The organism is Gillisia sp. Hel_I_86, from assembly GCF_007827275.1.
GTDB lineage: Bacteria > Bacteroidota > Bacteroidia > Flavobacteriales > Flavobacteriaceae > Gillisia.
The window spans coordinates 2,261,338-2,276,027 of the sequence record NZ_VISE01000001.1 but is presented as its reverse complement, the minus strand read 5'-3'; the positions used below and the strand labels follow the sequence as shown (position 1 = coordinate 2,276,027).

Genomic DNA, 14,690 nt, shown 5'->3' with positions numbered 1-14,690 from the left:
TTTTAAAAAACGTCTATGAAGTCAGCTCTTGGTGTTTCATATTTTCGTTTTCCATCTTAAAATTCTTCTACTATAATGTTAGATAAAATCATTCAATTTTCGATCAACAACAAACTTGTTGTCGGAATATTAACCTTGTTCCTTATAGGCTGGGGAGTTTATTCCCTAACAAAACTGCCCATAGATGCCGTACCCGATATTACGGACAATCAGGTAATGGTCATAACCGTTTCCCCTACCCTTGCAGCTCAGGAGGTAGAACAACTTGTAACATTTCCCGTTGAACAAACAATGGTAAGCATACCTGGGATAAAGGATATGCGTTCTTTTTCCCGCTTTGGGCTTTCCATTGTAACCATTGTATTTGAGGAAGATACCGACCTCTATTGGGCACGACAGCAAGTTCAAGAACGCTTGTCTTTGGCAGCTAAAAATATACCTGAGGGTGTGGGAGAGCCTGAAATGGCACCCGTAACCACTGGGCTGGGTGAAATATATCAATATGTGATTCATCCCAAAGAAGGATATGAGGACCAATACGATGCAACGGAGCTGCGCTCTATACAGGATTGGATTATCAAACGGCAGTTATTGGGAACGCCTGGTGTTGCTGAAGTCAGTGGTTTTGGAGGTTTTGTTAAGCAATATGAAATTGCGATAGACCCCGATAAACTTCAAAGTGTGAACGTTACTATCGAGGAGATTTTTACCGCCCTGGAAAAAAACAATCAAAATACTGGTGGGGCTTATATTGATAAGGGACCCAATGCCTATTTCATACGTAGTGAAGGCCTCGTGAATAATTTACAAGAGCTAGAGAAGATTGTTGTTAAAGTAAGTAATGGAACGCCAGTACTAATAAGGGATGTTGCCAAAGTACAGTTTGGTCACGGTGTACGCTACGGGGCTGCTACTCGAAATGGAGAAGGCGAAGTGGTCACGGGGATTGTAATGATGCTAAAAGGAGCAAACTCTTCAGCGGTTATTAATGCTGTAAAAGATAAAATTGAACAGATTAAGGAAACCTTGCCCGAAGGGGTGACCATTGAGCCGTACCTGGATAGGAAAAAATTGGTGGATCGTGCGATAGGAACGGTGACTACCAATCTTACGGAAGGGGCGTTGATTGTGATATTTGTACTGATTCTCTTTCTGGGAAATTTTAGGGGTGGATTGATAGTGGCTTCTGTTATACCGCTCTCAATGCTTTTTGCAATATCAATGATGAACCTCTTTGGGGTCTCGGGAAACTTGATGAGTTTGGGCGCAATAGATTTCGGTCTTATCGTAGATGGGGCGGTAATCATTGTTGAATCTGTGATGTTCGGGATTCATACCAGTAAAAAGAAGTATGCCGGAGTTGAAAAATTATCTTCTGAACAGATGGATACCGAAGTAAAACGATCTGCTGGTAAAATGATGAATTCCGCAGCATTTGGACAAATAATTATACTCATTGTGTATTTACCCATTATGGCTTTAAGCGGGGTAGCAGGAAAAATGTTCCACCCAATGGCCCAAACGGTTTCTTTCGCCATTTTGGGAGCATTGATTTTATCGCTTACGTATGTTCCGATGATGTCTGCCCTTGCTTTAGGCCGTAAGACGGAGCATAAAAGGAATTTTTCCGATAAGATGATGGATTTCTTTCAGCGTCTTTATAGACCTATTATAGAAGCCGCCCTTCATGCAAAGCTTTTGGTAATTGGATTGGCAATAGGATTATTCGTTATTACGCTGGTAGTGTTCGCCAATATGGGTGGTGAGTTTATTCCGCAGTTGGACGAAGGGGATTTCGCAGTGGAAACCCGAGTGCCCGTTGGGAGCTCTATTGACCAAATGATCGATGTTTCCCAAAAGGCCCAGACCATATTATTAAATGAATATCCAGATGAAGTAACGCAAGTAGTCAACAAGATTGGTTCAGGGGAAATACCAACAGACCCTATGCCTATTGAAGCAGGAGATATGATGGTAATCCTGAGTCCCAAAGAGGACTGGACAAGTGCAGAAGGAAGAGAAGGTTTGATAGAGAAAATGCAGGAATCCTTATCGGTTATTCCAAACGCTACTTTTAGTTTCCAGCAGCCTATACAAATGCGATTCAATGAATTATTGACCGGCGCCAAACAAGATGTAGTACTCAAAATTTACGGAGAAGACCTTAACATCCTTTCAGATCTGGCCAGCAATGTTGGTAGCAAAATAAAATCCGTAGAAGGTGTGGAAGATTTATATGTGGAGGAAATTACAGGTTTACCGCAGATAAATATTCAAATGGACCGTGATAAGATATCCCAGTATGGGATGAATATCGAGGATGTAAATAATGCTATCGAAACTGCGTTTGCAGGTACTTCTGCTGGACTTGTATATGAAGGAGAACGCCGTTTTGATCTAGTGGTTCGATTGGATAAGGACTACCGAACTGATATCACCGATGTACAGAATTTATATGTCAGCACTCCAGAGGGAAGGCAAATTCCGCTTAGTGAGGTAGCCAACGTTTCCTTTGAACCTGGACCTGTACAGATTCAACGTGATAATGCCAAAAGGCGTATTACCATAGGATTTAATGTGCGTGAAAGGGATGTTCAGAGCATAGTCGATGATATTAAACAGATTATGGGTGCTAATGTTGATATGCCGGCTGGCTATTATGTAACCTATGGCGGACAATTTCAGAACTTAAAAGAGGCAAATCAAAGATTGATGATCGCTTTACCAGTAGCCTTATTGCTTATTCTAATACTGCTCTATTTTGCCTTCGGTTCAATAAAACAAAGTTTGCTCATTTTTACCGCGATACCATTATCTGCCATTGGAGGTGTTTTTGCACTTCTGATACGAGACCTTCCCTTCAGTATATCGGCTGGGATTGGATTTATTGCATTATTTGGTGTGGCCGTTTTAAACGGTATCGTGCTGGTAGCTGAATTCAACAGGCTTGATAAAGAAGGCGTGACCGATATTTATGAACGTGTTCTTAAGGGTACGCGCGTGAGGTTGAGACCGGTATTGATGACCGCCACGGTAGCGGCCTTAGGTTTCTTGCCGATGGCATTGTCATCATCATCTGGTGCAGAGGTGCAGCGGCCACTGGCCACTGTGGTAATAGGTGGGCTGATTACAGCTACAGCGCTAACACTGATTGTTCTACCCGTCCTGTACATTTATTTTACGGAAGGCAAGGTCAAATTCAATTTTAGAAAAAAGAAAATAGCCACCACTTTAATTGTAATCGGTGGTATGTTTTTTCCAGCGACGCAACTTCAAGCACAGGAAACAAATCAAGCGCAGGAGCGTAAACTTACTTTAGAGCAAGCCATTGAAATTGCCCTTCAAAATAATAACCGCATTAAGATCGCGCAATATGAAATAGATGTTGAAAAAACGGGAAAATATGGCGCGATTACCATACCCCGAACAGAATTTTCCTATTCAAGAGGCGAATTTAATACACCTACGTTGAAAGACAACCTATATGGCGTTACTCAGCGAATTAATTTTCCCACGGTTTACACCAGTCAATTCAAGTTGGCGAAAGCCAGGGTCAATAGCAGTGAGCAACTCAAGATTATAGAGAAAAATGAACTGATTGCGGATGTTAAATCTGCCTATTTGAGGTATATGTTTCTAATGGAGAATGAACGTTTGTTGCAGCGTCAAGATAGTCTATACAGTAATCTTGACCGATCCAGTTCAATGCGTTATAAAACAGGAGAATCCACAAAGCTGGAAAGTGTGACCTCGGCCACACAATCGATGCAAATAAAAAATAAGCTTCAACAAAATGAGGCGGATATGAGAATTGCCAAAAAACGCTTACAGGTAGTATTGAACACCAATGATAATATAAGTGTTACAGACACTGAACTTGTTCCTAACGAGATCGATTTGGATATTGAAAGTCAGTCGGTGGAACAAAGCCCCCCGTTCGTTTATTTAAAACAACAATTGGCCGTAAGAAAACGGGAGACCAACGTGGAGAGGAACAAAGTTTTACCCGATCTTATGTTCGGTTATAACAGTCAATCCTTTATAGGCGATCAATTTGTAAATGGCCAGGACATTCAATATGATAATGGTGATCGGTTTTCCTATTTTCAGGTAGGCATGGCTATCCCTATTTTTCCGGGAGGGCATCGTTCCAAGATAAAGGCGGCAAAAATCGAAGAGGATATCGCCCAATCCCAACTTGAGCTGAACCAAACCCAATTACAAGGAGAACTACAAAGTTTGTTACAAGAATACTATAAACTTCAAGGCACGCTCAATTACTATCAAAATGAAGCCCTGCCACAAGCAGAGCTTATCATCAACAATTCGGAAAAGAGCTTTAAAAGTGGGAACGTTTCCTATGCACAGTACTTGCAGAACCTCACTTTGGCGAATACCATCCAGACAGAATATCTAAACACCCTCTATCAATATAATCAGTCCATCATTGTAATAGAAGCCTTATTGGGCTTGTAAAAATCTTAATGATATTATATAAAATATAAAAAGATGAAAATTAAATTCAATACAAAATTCCCGTTGCTCATTTTATCAACCTTATTGATCGTAGCGTGCGGCAACAAGGATTCAGAAAAAACGGAAACTTCCGCAGAAGCTTCTATGCCAAAAGAACAACCTGCTGCAAACGGGGCCAAACAGGTCACTTTTACAAAGGATCAATACAATCTTGCCGGAATAGAAACCGGACAGATAGAAATGAGAAATCTTAGCAATATTATTAAACTCAACGGTGTTATTGATGTGGAGCCCAAAAGTATGGCCTCTGTATCTGCACCTTTAGGAGGTTATTTAAAAACTGCCGGGAGACTGCCTGGGGAAGCGATTAAAAAAGGGCAGGTCTTGGCTACGATCGAAAATCCTGAATTTATCCAAATACAACAGGATTATTTGGAAAGTTTAAGCAGGCTACAATTTCTTGAAGAAGAATATAACCGCCAAAAACAATTGCGGGAAGAGGATATCAATTCGGCAAAAACCTTTCAACAGGTTTCCTCAGATTATAAAATAACGCAAGGTCGCGTTAAGGCATACGAACAACAGCTTGCGCTGGCGGGAATCAGTAGAAGTAATGTCCAAAATGGCAACATAACCCGAACTGCCAACCTTTATGCCCCTATTACAGGTTTTGTAAAAGCGAGCAAAGTAAACATCGGTGATTATGTATCCCCACAAGATGTGCTTTTTGAAGTAGTTAATTTGGACGATATTCATCTGGCATTGAACGCCTTTGAAAAAGACCTGGGAAAAATTAAAGTAGGCCAAACCGTAAAATTCTCCCTTGCCAATGATAATAAATTCAACCGTACCGCCGAGGTTTTCTTAATAGGAAAAGCTACCGGAAGCGATCGTATCACACCAGTTTACAGCCATTTAAACAAAGAGGACAAAAAAGGATTATTACCGGGAATGTACGTGAAAGCTTGGATCGAAAGCGGTACAAATAAGCAGATGGCGATCCCTTCTGAAGCTATTGTTCAATATGAAGGGAAAGATTTTGTAATCTTTCAAACCGAAAATTCTGATAGCGGCTATACATTTAGATTGGAACAGGTTAAAAAAGGAATTGAGCAGGAAGGGTACACGGCCATAACTTTTGCTGAAAGTGCTGATGTCAACAGTTTTAAGCCTGTGACCAAAAATGCTTATTCCATCTTGTCTGCATTGAGAAATTCTGAAGAAGAAGAGTAGTCCCAATTTGAAAAATAATTTTAAGATATCAGGATAAAAATCGGCAAGGCTATATCCAAATTAATAGAACCCTTTCAAGCACTGCAAAATAAGCTGTTTGCGAAGGTATATCTCGCACAGACCATCAGCCTGTTGGGGGATGCCTTCACTTGGGTCGGTTTGGCATTATTGGCCTATCAATTTGGGGAAGGAAGGGCTGCGATAATTTTGGCCACTGCCCTCACATTGCGGGTAACCGCCTTTATCATCTTTTCACCTTTTGCAGGTGTACTAGCAGACCGGATAGACCGAAAAAAGATTCTGTACACGACCCACTTTATTAGGATGGGACTTGTCGCCTTGCTACCGTTCATTACCGCCGAATGGCAGATTTATGTCTTGGTATTCCTTATGAATGTTTTCAATGCTTTTTTTAGTCCTACTTATAGGTCTATAATTCCACAGATAGTTGACAAGAAATTATATCGGCAAGCTATTGGTCTATCGGCTGCCACGTATCAGTTATTGGGAGTTTTAGGGCCAGGATTGGCAGGTATCCTTGCAGTTTGGTTGGGTGCTCGCGAAATATTTTTGGTTGATGCAGCTACATTTATTGTCGCGGGCATTTTGCTTTTAACCCTTCCAAAAGATTTCTTGAATGTACCTAAGGAAGATATTTCGAAAAAACAACTTACAACTTGGCAAGATGTAACCAAAGGCATTCGACTTTTGTTTCAAAACAAATACATACGTTTTGCGCTTTTCATAGAACTGGTAACAGCGATGGCCGGAGCTTTTATATTGGTGAATACAATCATTCTTGTAAAAAGCGGATTGGATCTTACCGATAAGGATTATGGTTTAATTATGGCTGCCTTCGGTATTGGTGCAACAGTCGCTGCTTTCGTTTCTGGTGCTATAGATAAATCCAAATCGAGGCAGGTTTCCTTAGTATTGGGAGCATTAGTATTGGGTCTAGCAATTAGTGCCGCAAATTACCTGAATTTTTCCCTGCTCTTTGCATTTTGGATCGTTGCAGGTTTAGGGCAAAGTCTTGCAGAAATACCTTCAGAAACACTTATAGGAGAGAATATATCAGATAGTGAACAAGGAAAAGTATATGGCTCCCATTTTGCGTTTTCACATCTTTGGTGGGCATTCGCATATCCGATAGCCGGGTTTTTGGGAACCAATTTCCCCGAAAAGGAATTTCTCTATGGAGGAATTATCACTTTGTCGCTGTTGCTGATTGTATTTCTGTTTCTTAGACCAAAAGAAACTATTAGAAATTCAGATCAAATAAAATCGAAGGCAATTATACATTAATATTTGCTATGAAAAATGTAGCAGTAAAAATTTGAGTGTTCACTATAAACAATAGCATTATGGAAGATTCTAAAAACAATAAACCCGTCATCTATCAGTGTAACGGTGCAAACTGCCGAAAGAAAAAAGGAAAGCGTTTAGAATACTATATAAAGAAATATAACTTGAAAGGTAAAATTGAAGTTGATAAAATGGATTGCAATGATAGATGCCAACAGGCTCCTGTGCTTCATCTTCATCCAAGCGATATATGGTTTTCAGAGAAAGATTTAGGAACAATTTTTAAGAGGTATATTTTAAATAAAAAATAAATTTAGTTTCAAATGTAATTAAATCATGAAACAAGAATATGTATATCCGGTTTTTGTCCTAATAGTTCTTTCGTCACCCTGAATTTATTTCAGGATCTCAATATTGCAATGATTTACATTGAAATAAGATTCTGAAACAAGTTCAGAATGACGTCCCTTTTCAGTTTAGGATACTTTATGGACAATCAAAACAAGAATCCCAAAAAGCAGTAAAAATAAAATTTTAAAATCAGTAAATATCTAAATCAATAAATTATGAAAAGAGTATTTTTTATTACAGCAGTTGCATTGACGACCCTATTCGCATCTTGCAAGGAAACAAAAAAGGAGGAAGCTACTCCGAATGTCCAGGAAAATGTTAATAAAGACAACAATATGGAAATGATGAGTACGCAGGATAGCATCCAAATGGCCCGCAAAATGAAAATGGATAGTATAGAGCAGGTTAAATCCCACGGGCACGCACATTAATAATTGAAATCCCATTGTGCCTCAAGGTGCAATGGGATTAAATCTAATTTATTATGAAAATAAAAAAGATAATATCCTTTCTGGTATTAACTGTTGTTTGCGCATTTTGCACTACCGCATTTGCGCACGGTGTCGATGAAAACACACAAACCTTTTTGTTAGGAAACAATGGTGTTGCCTTCGGGCCCTTTTTGTATATAGGAGCTAAACATATGATTACAGGTTATGACCACCTATTATTTTTGGTAGGGGTTATTTTCTTTCTATATAAACCAAAAGAAGTGCTATTATATGTTAGTTTTTTTACAATTGGTCACAGTACCACTTTACTTTTAGGTGTTTTAGCAGATATTAACATTAATGCATACTTAATTGATGCAATTATAGCACTATCTATCGTATACAAAGGATTCGATAATCTGGGCGGATTTAAGCAGTTCTTTGGTAAACAGCCCAATACGAAGGCAGCAGTTTTAATCTTCGGATTATTTCACGGTTTTGGCCTTGCAAGTAAATTGCAAGAATTCAAATTCGACCGCGAAGGACTATTTACAAATTTAATAGGTTTCAATATAGGTGTAGAAATAGGACAATTTATTGCCTTAGCGATAGTATTGCTACTTATCACGGTATGGAGAAGACAACCTAGTTTTATGAAATTTTCAACAATTACAAATACAGCACTTATGGCCGCTGGGTTTTTACTGCTCGGCTTTCAATTAACAGGCTACTTTACATCTTAAAAAAAATAACCATGTCAGAAATGAAGCATCCAGTATTGGAAAAAAGTAAAATTATAAAAGCGACACTAATTTCACTTCTTGTTGGTGCGCTGTTATTAGTAATAGCAGTATTGCCAGCAGAATTTGGAATGGATCCCACAGGTACTGGAGAACTGTTGGGATTTAGCAAGCTTTACGTTCCCGAAAAAGCCGAAACAAATAATTTAGGAGTTATTGCCGCAAATCCTTCTACCCAAATAATCAAGCTAGAAAAAGCAGGTTCAGGGCCTACTGTGGAAAGACCTAAAGAGGCCGATAATCCTCCTCCAAATACTCAATTAAGTTTGCAGGAAGATGAAACCAAAGTCATTGTACCAGCAGGAAAAGGAATTGAATTTAAAATAAATATGCTTAAGCATGGGAAAATGAAATACGAATGGACTACCACGAATGGGGAGATACTCTATTTCGATTTTCACGGTGAAGTAAAACAAGAAAAAGAGGTGAAGGAAGTTTACTTTGAAAGTTACACCATTGCCAACTCCAACAATATGGTCGGTACTTTTTTTGCTCCTTATGAAGGAAAACACGGATGGTTTTTTAGAAATACCAGTGATGAGGATGTAGAGGTGAACTTAAGGTTAAAAGGGCAGTACGCATTATAATTTTAAGTCCTGCAAATGGAAGGTTAATTTCTATCCAATTGAAATAGCCTTCCATTTAGTAGGCACAAATTATGTTTATATAGATTCATAAAAGATTCCACATTGAAATTGAGATATATTATTAGTAATGATTTTAAAATAATTTATCTAAATCACTGTTTTCGTTTGTATTGTTTCCGTATTGAAGCAAATAGGTTTTAAATGTAGATAAGCATAGAGAGCTTGATTTTGAAATTCAAAGCCCAATGGTTGTGGTTATTTTAGGTGGTTTGTTTTCCGCTAAAGTTTTAAATTTGGTTGTAATTACTTGTGTATTCAATTGGTAGTTCCCGAAAAATACAATATAAATAAAGTCAGCCGTGCGACAAATATAAATAAATTGAAATGGCAGTAAAAAATACGCGAAAAAAACAAGCCAAACTGCTACGCAATACGCGAAAAATACATCGCATTATGGGTATTTTCCTATTCGTATTTTTTATTTTTATATCGGTATCTGGGGTGTTATTGGGATGGAAGAAGCACAGCGGCGGGATGTTGTTGCCGGCAACTACTAATGGAACTTCTTCGAAATTGGTAGAATGGCTGCCTCTGGCAGATTTAGAGCAGAAAGCCTTTAAAGTGCTTCATGACTCTGTAGGGAGAACACTTTCCCTAGAACTGGACCGCATAGATATACGCAAAGAAAAAGGCATTGTGAAATTCATTTTTGCAGAGCATCTCAACAGTATTCAACTGGATGGTGCCACCGGAGATTTGTTGCAGATAGGAATTCGACGAGCCGACTTTGTAGAGCAGGTTCACGATGGCTCTATTCTGGACGATTATTTTAAGACACCTAATGGAATCATAAAAGTGAGTTATACCAGCATTATGGGCGTGGCACTCCTTCTGTTCTCAGTAACTGGTTTTTGGCTCTGGTATGAGCCAAAACGCATGAAAAACAACGCGAGGAAATAAATTTATTGAGTTATACGTTTAGCGACTGTTTTATACTTCCTTGAAATGTTGGATTAGCGGCCACCATTCTTTCTATTGTTTGGTGAAAGATACTTTGTTTGCTCTGTGAGCGGTTTATCCTAAAACAGAACTCATCAAAGTAGGATGGGATATGCCATTTATTTACTAACATGGTTCGGAATAGCCCTCAACCAAGATTTCAATTGCATTATAACGATATGTAGTTCCTTGAAGTTCTTGCCTTGGTCACTGAACTTCTGCTCAATATTGTACAACGCCTTCAAAGGTTCATGACCTTTCCATTTGTCAGTAACGATTTTTGCTGATGTGCTCTTCAAATATCGGGGTCAATGACTTTGCCGAATAATCATCGATGGATTTTACATAGACTCTTTTAATCTGGTGCTTTTCGCTCAGCTCAACGGCGATAACAGCTTTTTTCTTCTTGGAATCATAGCTTCTTCCCTGTTTTCCCTCTTCTTTTCCACCAACGGTAAATTCATCGACATGGATCAACTCTGACAAGGGATATCTTTGACTGCTCTTCATCGCCTTTCTGACTTTCTGCATAAAATACCAGGCTGTTCCCTGACGGATATCAAAACGTTTGCCCATCTGGATACTTGAAACGCTCTTACTGCTGGTGCTCATTTCAAAGACAACGCAGAAAGCCTTTTGCAGTCCGAACTTGACCTTGTGGAACAAGGTGTTTGCAGTGGAACTCTCTACGTGCTGGCAACCGTAGCACTGATATTTATGGCCAGCCTTTTCACAACCTTTTTGATGGCCGCATTTCATACAGGTAAAGCCATCCTGCCACTTTATCTTCGCTAGATATGCCTTGCAAGCATCATCATTTGGCAGTTCTTTTATAAAGTTTAGTATACTCTGCCCTTTAAAATCTTCCATAATAGCCGTTTTGTTGATACCAAATTACAGAACTTAAATGACTAACTCAAAAAATTTATTTTACCAACATTTTCTACTTTTGCTACTTCAATATTTTTATAATTATTCCTGGTTCTTAATTTAGTTACTTTTTTATAGGCTCTCCGACTTCCAGCAAAAAGAGCATAGAATGCCTTAGTAACTGCCTTGTCGTGTTCGCTCCATATTAAGGCAATATGATCAGCATATTTTTTCCTCTCTTGATAGTCGTATGTCTCTTCCATCCCTTTTTTGGAATTACGGTTAATACTATATGCTGATTCTAGATTGATTAAAAGATCTACTGGGTGAGATTCCTCTTTCATCATACTAGCGCCCATAACAGCACGCAACATTAATTTGGCACCAAAACTATGATCAAGAACAATAGTTTTGTGGTTCGAGGTTTTATTCTCCATTTTTTCAGTAAGTGACCATTTAAGAATATGTTCGCCAACATCATTCCTATTTCATCTGCATCATTTGTTTTATTAAAGAAGCTGGCAACATTAGAAAATCCTTCGTTCCAATGCGAAGGCCATGTAAGTCCGACAAAAAGTGGTCTAAAATTACGTTCGGATTTTGATCGGTCTAGTAATTTTAGATATAGAATCTATTGAAGCCTGGATAAAAAACGAGATTAAAACCATTCAAGAGATTAATGAATTTACCATAAATGCTATTAACTTCTCTACTCATGGTGCTACTTTGGTCTATTTGGATAAAGAAGGAAATATGATTACACCGCTTTACAACTACTTAAAACCATTGAAGATTGATTTTAACCCGCTTTATGAAGCAAATGGTGGTGTAGAAGAATTCTCGAGAAAAGCAGCATCACCTGCTTATGGTATGTTAAATTCAGGCTTACAAATGTATTGGCTAAAACATAGCAAACCTCACTTTTGGTCCAAAGTAGGTTCCATCTTACATTACCCTCAATATTTAAGTTATCTTTTTTCAAAAAAAGTAACAGCCGATTACACTTCGCTTGGGGGGCACACCGCAATCTGGGATGTTGATACGATGCAATACCATAGCTGGTTAAGTAAAGAAAACATTAAATTACCAGAACCACAACCTGGTAAAAATGCAACTTTATCAATAGTTAACGGGCAAGAAATGGCAGTGGGCAAAGGCTTGCACGATAGTTCGTCTTCCATTATTCCTGTATTGGAGGATAATGAAAGTTCCAATAAGGAATTCATTTTATTATCTACAGGTACCTGGATTATTTGCATGAACCCATTTAGCAAAGAAACATTAACAACAGAACAATTAAAAAATCCTCGAGGCAGAGCCGTCGAGGTATTCAACGGAAGAAAGTTATAACATTTTATGAAAACCATCCGTTTTCAAACTTTCCTCTAAAACCTCCGAGGCAGAGCCATCGGGGAATTCTAATGATTAAATTTAGGTTCTGCGTAGAAAAAAGCGAGGAGTCCAATTTGAAATTGACTAGAAAAATAAAAAACCGCCAATTGGCGGTTTTTTATTTTTAAGAGTATGATGTTAGTTCATATCATCTGCGGCTTCTTCGCCGTTTACATCATCTGTATTATGAACCTCTTCATCTATTTCTTTTGCTACCTTTTCGGCTCCTTCTTCAATTTTATTTGCGGCCTTTTTTGTGTTTTCTTCTATATCTTCCCCAATAGATTCCAAAGCCTCCTCAGTCTTTTCTTGAGTTGTTTCCCTACAAGAATATACCGATGTTGCCATCGCAGCAACCATCAATATTAAAAATAATTTTTTCATAAGATTTAAATTTAAAATGTATATCCGTTTTCTGTCCTAAAAGCTCTTTCGTCACCCAGAATTTATTTCAGGGTCTCAATATTGCATTGATTTACATTGAAATGAGATTCTGAAACTCCCGATCGGTCGGGACAGAATGACGTCATTTTTCAGTTTAGGATACTTTACGGACAAGCAAAAATTTAATAATTAAACTGAAAAAACCATCTTATTTTATTAAGATGGCTTTTAAAATTTATAAATGTAACAGACTATAAATCGTCATCCCCATTTACGCCATCAGTTCCATCAATTTCTTCTTTAACTTCATTTCCAACGTTATCAGCAGCAGCTTCCACGTCATGTTCCATGTCGTCCATGTCATCAGCAGCATCTTCTATAGCGTCTTCTGTTTTTTCTTCTGTTGTTTCTCTACAAGAATAGATTGATAAAGAGAATACAGCAGCCAATAATAATAAAGATAATTTTTTCATTGTAAAATATGTTTAATTAGTTGAACCGCAAATTTAAACTATTTTTTAATTTTGCCAAGAACTCTTTTCAGTTAAATATTTCCAATATCTTTTGGGTACATGTTGAAGGTGTGATTTCAAGTTTTCTCTGGATTTTATATTGGTGCTTCTAAAATATCCTTGCCATAATTTTTGAAAATCTATTTCTGAAATACAGTAAATACTGGTGTTTGCGGAATAGAGATGCTTATTTGATTTAAAATCGAAATTTATATAACTGGTTTCCTGCAAGTTATAAAATAATCCAAAATTTCGTTTTAAATCATAAATAATCCATTTTTGATCGGCATATCGGCTTCTAAAATGTTTCAAAATAATTGGTAAAACGTTAAAATCTGGTTCTATAGAAGCAAAAAAGATCTCATCCTTGGTTAATTGAAATGGTTATGTTTTAGAATAATGTGGAAATTTATTATTTATACATCGATCAAATTTACGACAAATGGATTTACGCAATATTTTAAACGATCTGGATCGAGCCGAGAAGATCGAGCTGGCGCAGCTTCTCCATCGGGGGCTCAACGTCCCCGACCTAGGGCTTGTGGGCTGGGACATCGGCAACGACCGCCCGGTGTATTGCCCTCACTGCGAAGACTTGGACATATACGGTCACGGGCACTACAAGGGGCGCAGGCGCTACACGTGCAGGTCTTGCCACAAGACCTTCAACGACTTTACCGGTACTGCCGTTGACGGCATAAAGAAGCTGGAAAAGTTCCAAGAATACCTGTTGTTGGTGGTGGAGTGCGACGACAAGCAGTTAGACATCAACGACAAGGGGCGGCGGAACCTTGGAAGGGATCCTACAAGAGGCCCAGCGACAGGGAAACCAAAAGGGGCGTGAGCAACGACAAGGTCTCGGTGGTGGTCGCCTCGGGCAGGAACGACGGGAGGACCATGCTTGTGGCAAAGATCGGCAGGATAGATGCGAAAAGCGTCCAGAACACGATAGGTGGGCTCATCGCACCGGGCAACGTACTGTATTCCGATTCCCATCCTTCGATAATCAAATGGGCAAGGGACAACGAACTCGAGCACCATACCTTTGTGGCGTCGCGCCAACATGTAAAGGACAGGTGCTATCACGTACAGCACGTCAATTCCCGAGACAACCGCTATGAGAGATGGGTCAAGAAGTTTTATGGGGTTTCGACCAAGTACCTTTGGGGCTACTTGAACTGGTTTGTCTTTCTGGAAAAGATAAAGAAATCCGCCCTACAGGGCTTGGAACTTGCAAGGTGCGTCGCCAAGAACATCGGTGCAATAAAAATCTATAGCTCTATCGAAAGGAAGTATGAGAAATTGATAGTTCCACAACTTTCTAAAAGATAACCTAAATTTTTTAGGAAC

At 38.8% G+C, this 14,690-nt stretch carries 14 protein-coding genes and 2 pseudogenes; 11 read left to right on the top strand and 5 right to left on the bottom strand.

The window, feature by feature from the left end:
- Positions 1 to 75 precede the first annotated feature (75 nt).
- The 8 genes from JM83_RS10295 to JM83_RS10260 all read left to right on the top strand — a co-directional run bounded on the left by JM83_RS10295 (position 76) and on the right by JM83_RS10260 (position 10,143).
- Positions 76 to 4,476, top strand: a complete 4,401-nt coding sequence (locus JM83_RS10295) for a CusA/CzcA family heavy metal efflux RND transporter (protein ID WP_144961816.1) — start codon at positions 76 to 78, stop codon at positions 4,474 to 4,476.
- A 33-nt stretch (positions 4,477 to 4,509) separates the two neighbouring features.
- Positions 4,510 to 5,709, top strand: coding sequence for an efflux RND transporter periplasmic adaptor subunit (locus JM83_RS10290; protein ID WP_144961814.1), 1,200 nt, complete (start codon positions 4,510 to 4,512; stop codon positions 5,707 to 5,709).
- A 27-nt stretch (positions 5,710 to 5,736) separates the two neighbouring features.
- Positions 5,737 to 7,014, top strand: coding sequence for an MFS transporter (locus tag JM83_RS10285; RefSeq protein ID WP_315897861.1), 1,278 nt, complete (start codon positions 5,737 to 5,739; stop codon positions 7,012 to 7,014).
- Positions 7,015 to 7,073: 59 nt separating this feature from the next.
- Entirely contained in the window at positions 7,074 to 7,325 is a 252-nt protein-coding gene (locus tag JM83_RS10280; protein WP_144961810.1) for a (2Fe-2S) ferredoxin domain-containing protein, read from the top strand.
- Positions 7,326 to 7,580: 255 nt separating this feature from the next.
- Positions 7,581 to 7,796, top strand: coding sequence for a hypothetical protein (locus JM83_RS10275; RefSeq protein ID WP_144961808.1), 216 nt, complete (start codon positions 7,581 to 7,583; stop codon positions 7,794 to 7,796).
- Positions 7,797 to 7,849: 53 nt separating this feature from the next.
- Complete coding sequence (locus JM83_RS10270) at positions 7,850 to 8,539, top strand: HupE/UreJ family protein (protein WP_144961806.1); 690 nt, start codon at positions 7,850 to 7,852, stop codon at positions 8,537 to 8,539.
- Positions 8,540 to 8,550: 11 nt separating this feature from the next.
- On the top strand, positions 8,551 to 9,183 hold the full coding sequence (locus JM83_RS10265) for a hypothetical protein (RefSeq protein ID WP_144961804.1): 633 nt from the start codon (positions 8,551 to 8,553) through the stop codon (positions 9,181 to 9,183).
- Positions 9,184 to 9,567: 384 nt separating this feature from the next.
- Positions 9,568 to 10,143, top strand: coding sequence for a PepSY domain-containing protein (locus JM83_RS10260; RefSeq protein WP_144961802.1), 576 nt, complete (start codon positions 9,568 to 9,570; stop codon positions 10,141 to 10,143).
- A 10-nt stretch (positions 10,144 to 10,153) separates the two neighbouring features.
- Here the strand turns inward: JM83_RS10260 and JM83_RS10255 are convergent.
- Positions 10,154 to 11,052, bottom strand: a pseudogene (locus JM83_RS10255) (IS1595 family transposase).
- Between the two features lie 41 nt (positions 11,053 to 11,093).
- Complete coding sequence (locus tag JM83_RS10250) at positions 11,094 to 11,489, bottom strand: hypothetical protein (RefSeq protein ID WP_144961800.1); 396 nt, start codon at positions 11,487 to 11,489, stop codon at positions 11,094 to 11,096.
- A 163-nt stretch (positions 11,490 to 11,652) separates the two neighbouring features.
- Between JM83_RS10250 and JM83_RS10245 the strand changes: the two genes are divergently transcribed.
- Positions 11,653 to 12,402, top strand: coding sequence for an FGGY family carbohydrate kinase (locus JM83_RS10245; RefSeq protein WP_186434982.1), 750 nt, complete (start codon positions 11,653 to 11,655; stop codon positions 12,400 to 12,402).
- 180 nt (positions 12,403 to 12,582) lie between these two features.
- Here JM83_RS10245 and JM83_RS10240 read toward each other — a convergent pair whose 3' ends face one another.
- From JM83_RS10240 to JM83_RS10230, 3 genes and pseudogenes are all read right to left on the bottom strand, one after another.
- Positions 12,583 to 12,828, bottom strand: a complete 246-nt coding sequence (locus JM83_RS10240; protein ID WP_144961796.1) for a hypothetical protein — start codon at positions 12,826 to 12,828, stop codon at positions 12,583 to 12,585.
- Between the two features lie 251 nt (positions 12,829 to 13,079).
- Positions 13,080 to 13,301, bottom strand: coding sequence for a hypothetical protein (locus JM83_RS10235; protein ID WP_144961794.1), 222 nt, complete (start codon positions 13,299 to 13,301; stop codon positions 13,080 to 13,082).
- Between the two features lie 45 nt (positions 13,302 to 13,346).
- Positions 13,347 to 13,721: pseudogene (locus tag JM83_RS10230) on the bottom strand (TIGR03915 family putative DNA repair protein); the annotation flags it as partial.
- A 61-nt stretch (positions 13,722 to 13,782) separates the two neighbouring features.
- Between JM83_RS10230 and JM83_RS19150 the strand changes: the two are divergent.
- Both JM83_RS19150 and JM83_RS10225 read left to right on the top strand, forming a co-directional pair.
- Positions 13,783 to 14,184: an IS1 family transposase gene (locus JM83_RS19150; protein WP_186434981.1), complete on the top strand. Its 402-nt coding sequence runs from the start codon at positions 13,783 to 13,785 to the stop codon at positions 14,182 to 14,184.
- Positions 14,181 to 14,672, top strand: coding sequence for an IS1595 family transposase (locus JM83_RS10225; RefSeq protein ID WP_261376432.1), 492 nt, complete (start codon positions 14,181 to 14,183; stop codon positions 14,670 to 14,672). Before JM83_RS19150 ends, JM83_RS10225 begins: the two co-directional genes overlap by 4 nt.
- The last annotated feature ends 18 nt before the right edge of the window (positions 14,673 to 14,690 follow it).

What these genes read in the sequence shown, in the direction of transcription:
- JM83_RS10275 (WP_144961808.1), top strand. Translation starts at nt 7,581, where the DNA reads ATGAAAAGAGTATTTTTTATTACAGCAGTTGCATTGACGACCCTATTC.
- JM83_RS10280 (WP_144961810.1), top strand. Translation starts at nt 7,074, where the DNA reads ATGGAAGATTCTAAAAACAATAAACCCGTCATCTATCAGTGTAACGGT.
- JM83_RS19150 (WP_186434981.1), top strand. Translation starts at nt 13,783, where the DNA reads ATGGATTTACGCAATATTTTAAACGATCTGGATCGAGCCGAGAAGATC.
- JM83_RS10265 (WP_144961804.1), top strand. Translation starts at nt 8,551, where the DNA reads ATGTCAGAAATGAAGCATCCAGTATTGGAAAAAAGTAAAATTATAAAA.
- JM83_RS10235 (WP_144961794.1), bottom strand. Translation starts at nt 13,301, where the DNA reads ATGAAAAAATTATCTTTATTATTATTGGCTGCTGTATTCTCTTTATCA.
- JM83_RS10270 (WP_144961806.1), top strand. Translation starts at nt 7,850, where the DNA reads ATGAAAATAAAAAAGATAATATCCTTTCTGGTATTAACTGTTGTTTGC.
- JM83_RS10240 (WP_144961796.1), bottom strand. Translation starts at nt 12,828, where the DNA reads ATGAAAAAATTATTTTTAATATTGATGGTTGCTGCGATGGCAACATCG.
- JM83_RS10290 (WP_144961814.1), top strand. Translation starts at nt 4,510, where the DNA reads ATGAAAATTAAATTCAATACAAAATTCCCGTTGCTCATTTTATCAACC.
- JM83_RS10260 (WP_144961802.1), top strand. Translation starts at nt 9,568, where the DNA reads ATGGCAGTAAAAAATACGCGAAAAAAACAAGCCAAACTGCTACGCAAT.
- JM83_RS10250 (WP_144961800.1), bottom strand. Translation starts at nt 11,489, where the DNA reads ATGGAGAATAAAACCTCGAACCACAAAACTATTGTTCTTGATCATAGT.
- JM83_RS10295 (WP_144961816.1), top strand. Translation starts at nt 76, where the DNA reads ATGTTAGATAAAATCATTCAATTTTCGATCAACAACAAACTTGTTGTC.